The 13,066-nt window shown below is 65.2% G+C and carries 14 protein-coding genes; 7 read left to right on the forward strand and 7 right to left on the reverse strand.

The genetic code is table 11. The features are described from left to right. Positions 1–84 precede the first annotated feature (84 nt). Complete coding sequence (locus tag N551_RS0118550; RefSeq protein ID WP_035961562.1) at positions 85–759, forward strand: helix-turn-helix domain-containing protein; 675 nt, start codon at positions 85–87, stop codon at positions 757–759. 107 nt (positions 760–866) lie between these two features. Here the strand turns inward: N551_RS0118550 and N551_RS0118555 are convergent, their stop codons facing one another. Both N551_RS0118555 and N551_RS0118560 read right to left on the reverse strand, forming a co-directional pair. Beyond that, positions 867–2,132, reverse strand: coding sequence for a D-amino acid dehydrogenase (locus tag N551_RS0118555; RefSeq protein ID WP_027568184.1), 1,266 nt, complete (start codon positions 2,130–2,132; stop codon positions 867–869). Positions 2,133–2,202: 70 nt separating this feature from the next. Next, complete coding sequence (locus N551_RS0118560; protein WP_007600575.1) at positions 2,203–3,531, reverse strand: aspartate aminotransferase family protein; 1,329 nt, start codon at positions 3,529–3,531, stop codon at positions 2,203–2,205. Positions 3,532–3,680: 149 nt separating this feature from the next. Between N551_RS0118560 and N551_RS0118565 the strand changes: the two genes are divergently transcribed. Together N551_RS0118565 and N551_RS38890 are read left to right on the forward strand one after the other, a co-directional pair. Continuing rightward, on the forward strand, positions 3,681–4,229 hold the full coding sequence (locus tag N551_RS0118565; protein WP_007606338.1) for a cupin domain-containing protein: 549 nt from the start codon (positions 3,681–3,683) through the stop codon (positions 4,227–4,229). A gap of 140 nt (positions 4,230–4,369) precedes the next feature. Continuing rightward, entirely contained in the window at positions 4,370–4,522 is a 153-nt protein-coding gene (locus N551_RS38890; protein WP_197031157.1) for a hypothetical protein, read from the forward strand. Between the two features lie 42 nt (positions 4,523–4,564). Here N551_RS38890 and N551_RS0118575 read toward each other — a convergent pair whose 3' ends face one another. Genes N551_RS0118575 through N551_RS0118585 form a run of 3 tightly spaced genes read right to left on the reverse strand, consistent with a single transcriptional unit; the run spans position 4,565 to position 8,362 of the window. Continuing rightward, on the reverse strand, positions 4,565–6,820 hold the full coding sequence (locus N551_RS0118575) for a xanthine dehydrogenase family protein molybdopterin-binding subunit (protein ID WP_027568186.1): 2,256 nt from the start codon (positions 6,818–6,820) through the stop codon (positions 4,565–4,567). Beyond that, positions 6,807–7,868, reverse strand: a complete 1,062-nt coding sequence (locus N551_RS0118580; RefSeq protein WP_027568187.1) for a xanthine dehydrogenase family protein subunit M — start codon at positions 7,866–7,868, stop codon at positions 6,807–6,809. Before N551_RS0118580 ends, N551_RS0118575 begins: the two co-directional genes overlap by 14 nt. Then, positions 7,865–8,362, reverse strand: coding sequence for a (2Fe-2S)-binding protein (locus N551_RS0118585; protein ID WP_027568188.1), 498 nt, complete (start codon positions 8,360–8,362; stop codon positions 7,865–7,867). The genes N551_RS0118580 and N551_RS0118585 overlap by 4 nt, the downstream gene beginning before the upstream one ends. A 240-nt stretch (positions 8,363–8,602) precedes the next feature. On the opposite strand from N551_RS0118585, the gene N551_RS0118590 reads away from it, so the two are divergent. Then, positions 8,603–9,241, forward strand: a complete 639-nt coding sequence (locus N551_RS0118590; protein WP_027568189.1) for a TetR/AcrR family transcriptional regulator — start codon at positions 8,603–8,605, stop codon at positions 9,239–9,241. A 2-nt stretch (positions 9,242–9,243) separates the two neighbouring features. Here the strand turns inward: N551_RS0118590 and N551_RS35805 are convergent, their stop codons facing one another. Beyond that, positions 9,244–10,149: a LysR family transcriptional regulator gene (locus N551_RS35805; protein WP_197031158.1), complete on the reverse strand. Its 906-nt coding sequence runs from the start codon at positions 10,147–10,149 to the stop codon at positions 9,244–9,246. Between the two features lie 93 nt (positions 10,150–10,242). On the opposite strand from N551_RS35805, the gene N551_RS36655 reads away from it, so the two are divergent. Both N551_RS36655 and N551_RS0118605 read left to right on the forward strand, forming a co-directional pair. Beyond that, on the forward strand, positions 10,243–10,659 hold the full coding sequence (locus N551_RS36655; protein WP_051462822.1) for a cupin domain-containing protein: 417 nt from the start codon (positions 10,243–10,245) through the stop codon (positions 10,657–10,659). A gap of 66 nt (positions 10,660–10,725) precedes the next feature. Next, positions 10,726–11,127 (forward strand): DUF4864 domain-containing protein, encoded by a 402-nt coding sequence (locus tag N551_RS0118605; protein ID WP_027568190.1) that lies wholly within the window; start codon positions 10,726–10,728, stop codon positions 11,125–11,127. Here N551_RS0118605 and N551_RS0118610 read toward each other — a convergent pair. Further along, on the reverse strand, positions 11,124–12,389 hold the full coding sequence (locus N551_RS0118610) for an MFS transporter (RefSeq protein ID WP_027568191.1): 1,266 nt from the start codon (positions 12,387–12,389) through the stop codon (positions 11,124–11,126). The genes N551_RS0118605 and N551_RS0118610 overlap by 4 nt on opposite strands. A gap of 152 nt (positions 12,390–12,541) precedes the next feature. On the opposite strand from N551_RS0118610, the gene N551_RS0118615 reads away from it, so the two are divergent. After that, the gene (locus tag N551_RS0118615) at positions 12,542–12,988 is read left to right on the forward strand and encodes a hypothetical protein (RefSeq protein WP_027568192.1); all 447 of its coding nucleotides are present in this window, start codon (positions 12,542–12,544) and stop codon (positions 12,986–12,988) included. The last annotated feature ends 78 nt before the right edge of the window (positions 12,989–13,066 follow it).

The raw sequence follows: 13,066 nt of genomic DNA on the forward strand, positions 1-13,066 counted from the left end.
AAATTTGGTCACACTTTCGCGGCCGTTGCAAGCGGTTTTCATGCACATGAAGGAAGTGGTTTTGACGTGAGCGGTGGCAAGAGAATGCGCAGGCCGGCCGGCGCAAAGCCGGCGAAGAAGGTGCAGATAAAGGTGAAGGTGAAAGCCAAGGCCAGCACCAGGGCTGTCGCCAAATCGGCCGAGCCGGCGATGGATGTCGCGGTCGGCCGCCGCATCCGCGATCTCAGGCGGATCAGGCAATTCTCGCTCGAGACGGTCGCCTCGCGCACGGAGCTTTCGATCGGCTTCCTCAGCCAGATCGAGCGCGGCCTGTCGTCGCCGTCGCTGCGCGTGCTGGCCACGCTCGCCGACGTGCTCGGCGTCGGCATCGCCGCGCTGTTCGGCGCGCGCCCGAACGCCGACGGTGCATCCGACCAAATCGTCACGCGCGGGCCGCATCGGCCCGAACTGAAGCTCTGGCGCACCGGCGTGTCGAAGCAATTGCTGAGCCCGGCCAGCGCCGACAACCGGCTCAATCTATTCCTGGTACATCTGGAGCCCGGCGGCTCCACCGGCGACGAACTCTACACCCATGACGGCGAAGAAGCCGGCCTCGTGCTCGAAGGCGAGATGATGCTGACGGTGGACAGCGAGACATGGTCGCTGAAGACGGGCGACAGTTTTCGGTTTGCAAGCCGGAGGCCGCACCGATTTTCAAATCCGGCCGAGGATGCCAAGGCGGTGGTGCTGTGGGTAAATTGCGTGACGGGGACGGGGTAGCGGCAGCGGTCATTGCGAGCGAAGCGAAGCAATCCAGACTCTGACTGCGGAGACACTCTGGATTGCTTCGTCGCAAGTGCTCCTCGCAATGACGGGAGGATAGAGTCTTAACCGAACCGGTACTTGTACCGGTCCACCGTCAGCGCACTCACATCAATGTCCGGCTTCTTGCCCGACAGCATGTCGGCGAGCACGCGGCCGGAGCCGCAGGACATGGTCCAGCCGAGCGTGCCGTGGCCGGTGTTGAGGTGAAGGTTGGCGTACTGCGTCGAGCCGATCACGGGCGGGCCGTCGGGCGTCATCGGGCGCAGGCCGCTCCAGAACGTTGCCTTGGAGAGATCGCCGCCGCGCGGAAACAGATCGGTCAGGGAGTGATCGAGCGTGGCGCGCCGCGCCTCGTAGAGCTGGCTCGAGAAGCCGGAGATTTCGGCGGTGCCGCCGACGCGGATGCGATTGCCGAGGCGCGTGATAGCGACCTTGTAGCTCTCGTCCATCACGGTCGATTCCGGCGCGCCGGAAGCGTCCTTGATCGGCACCGTGATTGAATAGCCCTTCACGGGATAGACCGGCAGCGAAATATCGAGCGGCGCGACCAGCCGCGACGACCAGCTTCCGAGCGCGAGCACGTAAGCGTCGGCCTGCAACATACCGGCGCTGGTCACGACGCCGCTGACGCGCCCGCCGTCGGTGACGATGCGGTCGATGCTGGTGTTGAACATGAAGCGCACGCCGAGCGCTTCGGCATGCTTGGCCAGCGCCTGCGTGAACATGTGGCAGTCGCCGGTCTCGTCCTGCGGCAAACGCAGTCCGCCCGCGAACTTCTCCTTCACGCCCGCCAGAGCCGGCTCGGCCGCGATGCAGCCCTCACGGCTGAGCACCTCGAACGGCACACCGTATTGCTTGAGCACGGCGATGTCCTCACCGGTGCCGTCGAGCTGCGATTGGTAGCGGAATAGCTGCAGCGTGCCCTGCGAGCGCTCGTCATATTGAATGCCGATGTCGCGGCGCAGGTCGCGCAGGCAATCGCGACTATATTCCGCGATCGGGATCATCCGGCTCTTGTTGATCGCGTAGCGTTCGCTGGTGCAATTGCGCAGCATCTTGAGCAGCCAGACCCACATCACGGGATCGAGCTTCGGCCGGATCACCAGCGGGCCGTGCTTCATCAGCAGCCATTTGACCGCCTTCACCGGTACGCCGGGACCGGCCCAGGGCGAGGAATAGCCGGGCGACACCTCGCCGGCATTGGCAAAGGAGGTCTCGAGCGCCGGTTCGGGCTGACGGTCGACGACCGTCACCTCATGGCCGGCACGCGCGAGGTAGTAGGCAGAGGTGACACCGATGACACCGCTGCCGAGGATCAGAACTTTCACGCTTAGTCAAACTCCCGCGGCATCACGCTCGCCGCTGCAAGAGGGAACTCCGCAACGGCGAGAGCAATTATCAGGCCACCCGCTTGATGGCATCGCCGAGGATCGACACGATATCGTCGATGTGGCTCTTCTCGACGATGAGCGGAGGCGACAGCGCAAAGCTATCGCCGCTCATGCGGAAGTACAGCCCGCGATTGAAGCAATCGACCATGACGTCGTAGCCACGCACGCCGACCGTGCCGTCACGCGGCGACAGCTCGACCGCGCCCATTAGGCCGCAATTACGGATATCGACGACATTGGGCAGGCCCTTCAGCGAATGCAGCGCATCGCGCCAATATTCGGAGATCGACGCACCGCGGGTCAGCAGGCCTTCGTCCTTGTAGATGTCGAGCGTGGCGATGCCCGCGGCGCAGGCGACCGGATGCGCCGAATAGGTGTAGCCGTGGAACAGCTCCATCGCGTTCTCCGGGCCGACCATCAGGCCGTCGTGAACCTTGCGGCTTGCGAACACGGCGCCGCAGGGAATGGTGCCGTTGGTGATGCCCTTGGCCGTTGTCATCATATCGGGCGTGACGCCGAAGAAGTTGGCGGCGAAGGGCGTCCCGAGCCGGCCGAAGCCGGTGATGACCTCGTCGAAGATCAGGAGGATGCCGTGCTTGTCGCAGATCTCGCGCAGGCGCTGGAGATAGCCCTTTGGCGGCGGCAACACCGCAGTCGAGCCCGGCACCGGCTCGACGATGACGGCAGCAATGGTCTCGGCGCCGTGCAGGGCCACCAGCCGCTCGAGATCATCGGCGAGCTCGGCGCCATGCTCGGGCTGATCCTTGGCGAAGGCGTTGCGGGTGAGATCGTGGGTGTGGCGGATGTGGTCGACGCCCGGCAGCAGGGTGGCGAAGGCGCGGCGGTTGGCGACCATGCCGCCGACCGAGGTGCCGCCGAATCCGACGCCGTGATAGCCGCGCTCGCGGCCGATCAGGCGGGTGCGGCTCGCCTGGCCGTTGGCGCGATGATAGGCGAGCGCGATCTTCAGCGCGGTGTCGACCGACTCGGAGCCGGAATTGGTGAAGAAGATGCGATCGAGGCCCTTCGGCGCGATCTCGGCCAGACGCTCGGCGAAGTCGAATGCCAGCGGATGGCCCATCTGGAACGACGGTGCGAAATCCAGCGTCATCAGCTGGCGCTCGACGGCGGCGGCGATCTGCTTGCGGCCGTGGCCGGCATTGACGCACCAGAGGCCGGCGGAGGCATCGATCACCTTGCGGCCGTCGACAGTGGTGTAGTGCATGCCTTCGGCCGAGGAGAACAGGCGGGGCGCCTTCTTGAACTGCCGGTTGGCCGTGAACGGCATCCAGAACGAGTCGGTCTTGATCGTGTTCGGAATCTGATGAAGGGTCACGGGCCACGCTCCTTTGCTGACCTGGTACCAGAGGCACGGCTTGAAAAGCGCAACAAGTCCTTTTCTGATGAGCTGCAAGCCATTGATTTGACTAGGCCCGCCGGTCCATATTTGCGCGATCCGCAACACTTGCAACACGGGCCAGGGACATGAGCGTCGATATCGGTGGACGGCTGCGATTCATCCGGGCGCGCCAGAAGCTGTCGCAGCGCGAACTCGCCAAACGCGCCGGCGTCACCAATTCGACGATCTCGCTGATCGAATCCAACCAGATGAATCCGTCGGTGGGGGCGCTGAAGCGCATCCTCGACGGCATCCCGATGGGGCTCGCCGAGTTCTTCGCGCTGGAGCCGGAGAGCCGGCGCAAGATCTTCTACCGCGGCGAAGAGCTGACCGAGGTCGGCAAGAAGCCGATCTCCTATCGGCAAGTCGGCGACAATCTGTTCGGTCGCAGCCTGCAGATCCTGAAGGAGCGCTATGAACCCGGCAGCGACACCGGGCGCGTTCACCTCGTCCATGACGGCGAGGAAGGCGGCATCGTGATTTCAGGGAAGCTCGAAGTCACCGTCGAGGACGAGCGCCGCATTCTCAATCCCGGGGATGCCTACTACTTCGAGAGCCGGCGTCCGCATCGCTTCCGCTGCGTCGGCGGCAAGCCGTGCGAGGTGATCTCGGCCTGCACACCGCCGACGTTTTGAAGTTGTCCGCAATCCTACGGAGCCACCGGTATCTTACGGAGGTTGAGCCATCTCAATTTCCGCAGCCTGATCCTCTATATGTTTCGAGCCATAGCCAAGCAGCCTCCGCTTTCCGGAGCCGCTTCGTAACAGGGCTCGCTATGAAGATCACGCTCGCAAATGCAGAGGCCGCACTCGATGAAGTGCAGCGCGACAGCGACAAGCTCCATTCGGAGGAGTTGCGCAAGACCATCGCGAATTACATCGAGTCGCAGCGAGAGGCTCTCAAGGCTCTTCGCAAGAAGCTGCACTAGCAGGCGGGGAGCGAGACGGGCTCGCCCGCCGCTGCTTGAAGGCTACGTCAGCAACTCCTCGATCCGGATCGGGAAGCGGCGGACACGCACGCCCGTCGCATGCCAGACGGCGTTAGCGACTGCCCCTGCACTGCCGGTGATGCCGATCTCGCCGACACCCTTGATGCCGAGCGCGTTCACGTGCGGATCGTGCTCATCGACCGTGATCACGTCGAGCGGCGGCACGTCGGCATTCACCGGGATATGGTACTCGCCGAGATTGGCGTTCATGATCCGGCCGGTGCGGCGGTCGGTGATGGCTTCCTCGTGCAAGGCGAAGGACAGGCCCCAGATCATGCCACCGAACAGCTGGCTCTGCACCATGCGCGGGTTGACGATCTGTCCCGCGGCGAAAGCGCCGACCATGCGGGTGACGCGGACCTGGCCGAGTTCGGGATCGACCTTCACCTCCGCGAACACCGCGCCATGGGCGTGCATCGCATACTCCTCCATCGCCGTCGGATTCGGCGCGCCGGTGCCGCGCGCCTCGACCTCGGCCACGCCTGCGCGCGCAAGAATCTCGGAGTAGCTTTCGCCGCGGCTCTCGTCGTCGCGGCGGATCAACCTGCCATCGCGCGCGATCACGCCGGCGTTGCCGGCGCCGAACAGCGGCGAGCGCTCATCGCTGGTGGCGAGATCGGCGAGTTTCGCAATCACGGCCGCGCCTGCGCTGTGGATCGCGGCACCCGCGGTTGCCGTGTGGGCGGAGCCGCCGGCAATGCCGGCATCGGGCAGGTCGGACGTCCCCGCCTTGAACTCGACGCGGTCGATATCAAGCCCGAGTTCGTCGGCCGCGATCTGCGCCAGCGCAGTCCAGGCGCCCTGCCCCATGTCATGCGCGCCGATCTCCATAGCGCCGGAACCGTCGCGGCGAAGCACCGCACGTGCCTCGGCCTGGAACATGAGCGCCGGGAACGTCGCGGTGCCCATGCCCCAGCCAACCAGAAGACCATCGTCGTCGCGCATCTGCCGCGGCTGGAGCGGTCGCTTCGCCCAGCCGAAGCGCGCAGCGCCTTGCTCGTAGCAGGCGCGCAGCGCCTTGGACGAGAACGGTTTGCCGGTGATGGGCTCGACCTCGGCATAGTTCTTCAGACGAAAGGCGAGCGGATCGATGCCGCAGTCCCAAGCCATCTCGTCGATCGCGCTCTCCAGCGCGATCGAGCCGGTCGCCTCGCCGGGCGCGCGCATGAACAACGGCGTGCCGGTGTTGACACGCACGGCGTCATGCGAGGTGCGGATCGCAGGTGCCGCATAGAGCGTGTGCGAGGCATCGGCCGCGGGCTCGTAGAAATCGTCGAACGTGCTCGACACGGTGCGCGCGTGGTGATCCAGCGCTGTCAGGCGCCCCTCGCCATCGGTGCCGATGCGCAGCCGCTGCCGCGTCGGCGCGCGATGGCCGACCGGGCCGTACATCTGCTCGCGGCGCAGCACCAGCTTGACCGGTTTACCGACGAGCTTTGCCGCCATGATGCCGAGGACCGGCGGGCCGGCCATGAGTCCCTTCGAGCCAAACCCGCCACCGAGGAACGGGCTGCGGATGTGGATCTTGTCGTGCGCGATGCCGAACAATTCGGCGACGCGCGCAAGCGACAGCATGAGACCCTGGGTCGGCATGTCGATCTGCAGGTTGTCGCCATCCCATGCAGCCACGATCGCATGCGGCTCCATTGCGTTGTGATATTGCGGCGGCGTTTCGTAAACCGCGTCGATCCGCTTCTCGGCCGACGCAAGTCCCGCCTCCACATCGCCGCGATGATTTTCCGTGGGGTTGCCGACGCCGACGACCGGCGGCACGAAGCTTTCACCCGCGTCGAGGCCGATGAGCGCGGGCAGCGTCTCGTAGCGCGGCGCTAGCAGCGCGGCGCCTTCCGTGGCCGCCTCGAGCGTTTCGGCGATCACGACGGCGATCGGCTGGTTGGCGTAGCGGACTTCATTGCTCTGCAACACCTCCATCCGGAACACGAAAGGATTGGTCTTGATCTCGGGATCAATCGCGAGTTCAGGCTTGTGGTCTGGCGTCATGACATCGACGACGCCGGGGTGGCGCTTGGCAGCAGTGACATCGAGCGAGGTCACGCGGCCGCGCGAAATGCTGGCGACGGCCATCACCGCAAACAGCATGCCGGGCGGATGATTGTCGGCGGCGTAGGTCGCCTGGCCTTGGACCTTAAGCACGCCGTCGCGGCGGGTCAGCGGCTGACCAATGCTGGAGCCATGGCGCAGATGAGCGGGCGCGCTGGTGAGATTAAGCTCGGGCATGAATGGCTCCGGACGTCGAGGCAAAGGGAGAGGCCGGCAGGGCGGGGATGCGCGCAGGCGTACCGGCGGCAGCGAGGCTCAGCGCACGCACGACGATGCGGCGTGCGAGCTCGATCTTGAAGGCGTTGTCGCCGGACGGTTTTGCGTCGGTGAGCGCGCGCGAGGCGGCTTCCTGGAAAGCGTCGACCGTGGGTGCGACGTTCCTGAGCACGTCCTCCGCAGCGCGGGCGCGCCAGGGCTTTGCGGCGACACCGCCGAGCGCAAGCCGCGCCTCCGCGATCTTGCCGTTCTCGATCCGCAGCGCAGCCGCAGCCGAGACGACGGCAAATGCGTAGGACGTTCTATCGCGGACCTTGAGATAGCGCGCATGCGCGGCAAAGCCCCGCGCAGCGGGCGGCAGACGCACCGCCACGATGAGATCCCCCGGTTCAAGGGCCGATTCACGCTCGGGCGTATTGCCGGGCAGGCGATGAAGTTCGTCGAGCGCGATCTCGCGCCGCCCGCTCCTGCCTTCGACCTCGACGATGGCGTCAAGCGCGACCAAGGGTACGCAGAAGTCGGACGGATGCGTGGCAATGCAGTTTTCGCTCCAGCCCAGCACGGCGTGGGTGCGGTTCTCGCCCTCGCGCGCGTCGCAACCGCTTCCGGCCTCGCGCTTGTTGCAGCGGCTGGCGGTGTCATAGAAATACGCGCAGCGGGTCCGTTGCAGCAGATTGCCGCCAACGGTCGCGGCATTGCGCAATTGCGCCGATGCGCCGGAGAGCAGCGCTTCGGCGACGGCCGGATAGGACTTTGCGAAGTCGGCGTCATGCGCAAGATCGGCGTTGCTCACCAGTGCGCCGATGCGCATACCACCGTCGGCGAGACGCTCGATCCGATCGAGGCCGTCGAGATGGGTGACGTCAACCAGACGATCCGGACGGCTGACGCCGCCCTTCATCAGATCGAGCAGATTAGTGCCGGCGGCGAGATAGGCGGCGCCCGGCTGCGCGGCGGCGGCGACGGCCTCGGCGACCGTGGCCGGCCTGACGTAATCAAACTGCTTCATGCGGAGCGCCTCTGGTTGGATTCGTCCATGCCGGCCTGCGCGTCGAGCACGGCATCGACGATGCCGGCATAGGCGCCGCAGCGGCACAGATTGCCGCTCATGCATTCGCGAATGCGCTCGGGATCGTTGCCGGCCTGCGCCTCGCTCATCATGCCGATCGCGCTCATGATCTGGCCGGGCGTGCAGAAGCCGCACTGAAATCCGTCATGGGCGATGAAGGCGGCCTGCACGGGGTGAAGCTGGTCGCCGCGCGCCACGCCCTCGATTGTGAGGATGTCGGCGCCGTCATGACTGATCGCGAGCGCGAGGCAGGAGTTGATGCGCTTGCCGTCGACGAGAATGGTGCAGGCGCCGCATTGGCCGCGGTCGCATCCCTTCTTGGTTCCGGTCAGATGGAGGCGCTCACGCAGGAGATCGAGCAGCGTGACGCGCGGATCGTCGAGGACGAAGTCGCGCCGCGCACCGTTCACGGTGAGGCTGATGGAGTGGTTCATATAAGGCTCCGATCAGATATGGACATGAGTCGTCGCGCAGCGCGCCACCGCCGTGGCCGCCGTCGACATGCGCCCCCCGAACATCATCCGGGGCAACGACTTCAGCGAAGATACGGAGGCAGCCTCCGTTTAACAAGGGCCGGCGGGAAATATTTGGAATTCGTCAAAAGCCCGTGCGCATCAACGCGATGCAGCCCCACAAGGGTTCAATCTAACCAATTCGTGATCTACACTGCCGGCATGGACGAGCACACCGACCAGACCCGGAAGCCCCGCGCCGATGCCGTGCGCAATCGCGAGCGCGTGCTTGAGGCGGCAAAGGCCGTGTTCAACGCGGGTGGTCCCGAGGCGAGCCTGGAGGCGGTGGCAAAACGTGCCGGCGTCGGCATCGGCACGCTGTATCGGCATTTCCCGACGCGCGAGGATTTGTTCGAGGCGGTGTACCGGCGCGAGGTCGAACAGCTCAGCGAGCTCGCCGAGCAGTTGAAGAACGGGGACCCGGTCGATGCGCTCAGGCGCTGGCTGCACTCAGGCGTCGAGTTCGTTGCCACCAAGAAGGGCATGGTCGCAGCCTTGGCACTGGCGGTGCAGAGCGGGTCGGAGTTGCATGCCTTTTCCTTTGAGCGCCTGACCAAGGCGATCGGCTCGCTGCTCGACCGCGCAGCCGCGGCCGGCGCGATGCGCGCAGACATAAGTCCCGAGGACTTGCTGCGCGCGTTCTTCGGCATGTGCTACATGCACGACCAGCCCGGCTGGCAATCCTCGGTGCTGCGGATGCTCGACGTGTTCGTCGACGGTTTGCGGGTGCAGCCCGTGGTGAAGGCCAAGGTCCGCGTGGCCGCCAAGCCCGCGAAGCCGGCTGCAAAGCGGAACCGATAGCGTCACCCTGTCAGGATCGGCCTCAGTGCCTCGCGGTGATGCACGATGAAGTCGAAGAAGGCCGCGATCCGCGGTACACGCCGGAGATCGGGATGCGTCAGGATGCGCCAGCTTCGCGTCAATTCCGGAATCGGGCCAAGGACGCACACGAGATCGGCTTCGGCATCGCCGAGCGCGACGGGAAGCGGACCGATGCCGACGCCGGACTTGATCGCGGAAACGAGGCCAAGCACGCTGTTGACGCGCGCAGCCATCTGAGCATTGGGCGCGACCTCCTTCAGCCATGGGACGGCGCGGTGCTTGGAGAGGGATTCGTCCAGCCCGACCAGCAAATGAGACGTGAGGTCCTCGACACGATCCGGGCTGCTGTGCCGGTGAAGATAGTCGCGGCTGGCGTAAACCGCCCAGATCGACTCGGCGATCTTGCGTCCGACCAGCTCGTCGTCGGTATCGCCCGAGCGAAAAGCGATATCGACCTCGCCCTTCGACAGATCGAGATAGCCATCGCTCATCACGAATTCGACCCGCAGCGAGGGATGCAGCGTGTGAAAGTCGCCGACGAGGCCGGACTGGATGAGCCGGGCGACAATCGGCTCGGGACAGGTGACGCGGATCACACCCTTCATGTCCTGCTCGGCGTCAGCCGTCCGACGCTGGAAGTCATCAATGGTGGCTTCGACCCGTTCGGCATAGGGCAGCATGATGTGACCGAATTCGGTGAGGCGGTAGCCGCTCGGCTGACGCATCACCAGTGCGCGGCCGACCCGCCGCTCCAGCTCCTCAAGCCGCCGCTGCACGGTCGACTGGCTGAGGCCGAGCGCCTTGCCGGCGGCAATGGTGCTGCCATGCCGCGCGACCGCCAGGAAATATTTGAGGTCGTTCCAGTCGAACATGGAGCGATTATGCACTTCTGCGGCCGCCGGCCGCAACGTTGCGGCTGCCGGGCCCGAACCGCGGCACCTAGGTTGGTGTCTTCAGCGACTTTAGAATGGAGACTTTGGATGCGCCCCCATTTCACTTTCGGCGCCGTAATCGTTCTGGGATGGTCGACCGCAGCCACTGCGCAGGACCATCGGACACAGGACATCGCCAAACCGAATCTGGTGCTTCAACAAGTGGTTGAGGGCTTGCCGAAGGACGAGAAGCAGTCCGTGCGGGTGATGACCGCGTCGTTCAAGCCGGGCGACAAGACGGTCCATCATACCCACCGCTTCCCGGTGACCGTCTACGTGCTGGAAGGCGCCTTCACACTCGAACTCGAGGGCAAGCCGCCGCTGACGGTCAAGGCCGGCGAGGCAATGGTGGAACCGCCGAACGTGGCGATGACCGGCTACAATCGGACGACGGGCGAGACCAGGGTCGTGATCTTCTATGTCAGCGCGGTCGACACGCCTTTCCTCGACCCGCTGTCGCATTAGGCTGTTTGCCCGAACATCCGCGTGGCGATATCCTCGCTGACCGGGATGACCAAGCGAGGTTTTGCCATGCGTGTGCTCCTTGTCCTGATTTTTGCGCTGCTGGCTGGCGCTTCAGCACGCGCCGACGATGTCGCGACGGCACAGGATATCATCCGCGCCCAGGAGCAGGCATTCGGCCGCGACGACGCGCGCGCGGCCTACTCCTACGCCGCGCCGGCGATCCGGGAGATCTTCCCCGCGCCCGACATCTTCATGTCCATGGTGCAAAACGGCTACCCGCCGGTCTATCGGCACAAGAGCTTTGAATTTGGCGACAGCAAGAGCGAGGGCAGCCGCATTGCCCAGCACGTCCATATCATCGATGCCAATGGCGAAGCCTGGGAAGCGCTCTACACGCTCGAGCAGCACGCGGACGGCAGCTACAAGATCACGGGTTGTTCGCTGCTGAAGGCGGGACAGGCAGTCTAGGTCGCAAAACCCGGGCCGGTCCTGACGGCATTCATCCGCGAGCGGATCAGCAGCGTCAACACGATGCCGATATTGAGTGCGTTCCACGCCACGCCGTTGGTGAACGCCGCTGCGTAGGAGCCCGTGGCGTCGAAGATGACGCCCGAGACCCAGCCGCCGAACGACATGCCGAACACGGACGCGAAGATCACGATGCCGACTCGGGTTGCGGCCTCGCTCGCAGGCATCGCCTCGCGCACGATGATGGCATAGCTCGGCACGATGCCGCCCTGGAACAGGCCGAACATCGCGGAGATCAGATAGAGCGAGGTCAGGCTGTCAAAGAACAGGTAGAATACGAGCGCGAAGCCCTGCGCCAGCGCACCGATCAGAAGCGTCGGGATGCCGCCGATCTTGTCGGCGAGATAGCCCGAGCCGATCCGGCTGACGATGCCGCAGGCCATCATCAGCGACAGCATCTCGGCGCCGCGCGCCACGCCATATCCGAGATCGCCGCAATAGGCGACGATATGCACTTGCGGCATTGCCATGGCGACGCAACAGGAAATGCTGGCGATCGAGAGCAGCACCGTCAGCGTGTTGGTCGAGAGCTTGAGGTCGACCCGCGGCGGCGCTGCATTGGCATGATCGTTGACCTTGTCGTGGCCCATCTGCGCGCGCAGGACCAGCACCAGGATGGTCATCAGGCTGACGCAGACGAGGCCGATGCCGATATGAGTGAAGCGCCAGCCGATCGTCTGCATGCCCGTGCTCACGAGCGGCGGCCACATCGTGCCGGCGACATAATTGCCGCTCGCGACGATGGTCACGGCCAGGCCGCGATAGCGCTCGAACCAGTGCGAGGCCTCCGCCATCAGCGGCGCGAAGGTCGCGGAGGTGCCGAGCCCGATCAGGAAATACGCCGCCACGAACTGCCAGAGCTGGGTGGACAGACCCGCCAGCACATTGGCGACCCCGAGGAAGGCGATGCTGATCGCCATCGCCGCCACGATGCCGAACCGGTCGGTGATCCTGCCGGCGATGACGCCGCCAAGCCCGAAGCCGAACATCATCAGGGTGAAAGCCAGCGACACCGCACCGCGCGTCGCGGAGAATTCGGCCTGCACCGCAGGAATCATGACGACGATCGCCCACATGCCGACGCCGCCGATCGAGCCGATCAGAAGCGCAATGACGAGGCGCACCCAGGCCTGACGCGAATCAGGGGTGAATGCTTCGGGTGTTTGTCCTGATTGATTTGGCGCGTGCACGGGCGGGACCATGGCCCGCGGATCACCACAGGGTCAACCATTGTGGCGCGATATTGGGCATGCACGGTGCACTGCGGTAAGATGGAGCTTGGCGAACGCGCGTTTTGCCATTATTTTGCAAATGAGCGCATGCAACATGGCGGCGCGGAGAGCATGTCGGCGGAATGTTGCTGCGATTGACACGATCGATGCGGATCAAGGTGGGGCGCTTCATTGCCCTCGCCTATCTGTTCTGCGTGCTCGCGCCGGCCGCAAGCCTCGCCTGGGGTAGCGCTCCAGCACCGTGCCTCGACGATGCGCTTGTCGCCGACCGCGTGCCGGTGCATCACCAGATGCAGGCCGGCCACACGCATGACGGCGCCTCGCATGACCACGCCGGGCCGCATGCGCATCACCAGGCCGCCGCGCAGGACGCGCCCCCGGCCCCTCATCATCACGGCGGCAAGGGTACGGCGGGACCGTGCTGCGCGATGATGTGCGTGAGCGCGTTGCCGGCCGACCTGCCCAGCGTCGCAAAGCCGCTTCAGCCGGTTTCCGCCTGCTCGCCCGAGATCGTGGCCAGCCTGCACAGCGCGGCGGCGCCCCTGCACTACCGCCCTCCCATCGCCTGATCTGACACACGACGACGTCAGGCCGAGCGCGCATCCGCGCGCGCGAGCCTGTGGTCTCCAGACAGATCAGGGATGACT

The sequence above is a fragment of the Bradyrhizobium sp. URHA0013 genome (assembly GCF_000518345.1).
Taxonomy (GTDB): Bacteria; Pseudomonadota; Alphaproteobacteria; order Rhizobiales; family Xanthobacteraceae; genus Bradyrhizobium.

Coding starts and splice junctions, on each gene's coding strand:
- N551_RS0118605 (WP_027568190.1), top strand. CDS start 10,726: ATGCGTGTGCTCCTTGTCCTGATTTTTGCGCTGCTGGCTGGCGCTTCA.
- N551_RS0118580 (WP_027568187.1), bottom strand. CDS start 7,868: ATGAAGCAGTTTGATTACGTCAGGCCGGCCACGGTCGCCGAGGCCGTC.
- N551_RS0118590 (WP_027568189.1), top strand. CDS start 8,603: ATGGACGAGCACACCGACCAGACCCGGAAGCCCCGCGCCGATGCCGTG.
- N551_RS38890 (WP_197031157.1), top strand. CDS start 4,370: ATGAAGATCACGCTCGCAAATGCAGAGGCCGCACTCGATGAAGTGCAG.
- N551_RS0118610 (WP_027568191.1), bottom strand. CDS start 12,389: ATGGTCCCGCCCGTGCACGCGCCAAATCAATCAGGACAAACACCCGAA.
- N551_RS0118585 (WP_027568188.1), bottom strand. CDS start 8,362: ATGAACCACTCCATCAGCCTCACCGTGAACGGTGCGCGGCGCGACTTC.
- N551_RS0118550 (WP_035961562.1), top strand. CDS start 85: ATGCGCAGGCCGGCCGGCGCAAAGCCGGCGAAGAAGGTGCAGATAAAG.
- N551_RS0118565 (WP_007606338.1), top strand. CDS start 3,681: ATGAGCGTCGATATCGGTGGACGGCTGCGATTCATCCGGGCGCGCCAG.
- N551_RS0118575 (WP_027568186.1), bottom strand. CDS start 6,820: ATGCCCGAGCTTAATCTCACCAGCGCGCCCGCTCATCTGCGCCATGGC.
- N551_RS0118615 (WP_027568192.1), top strand. CDS start 12,542: ATGTTGCTGCGATTGACACGATCGATGCGGATCAAGGTGGGGCGCTTC.
- N551_RS36655 (WP_051462822.1), top strand. CDS start 10,243: ATGCGCCCCCATTTCACTTTCGGCGCCGTAATCGTTCTGGGATGGTCG.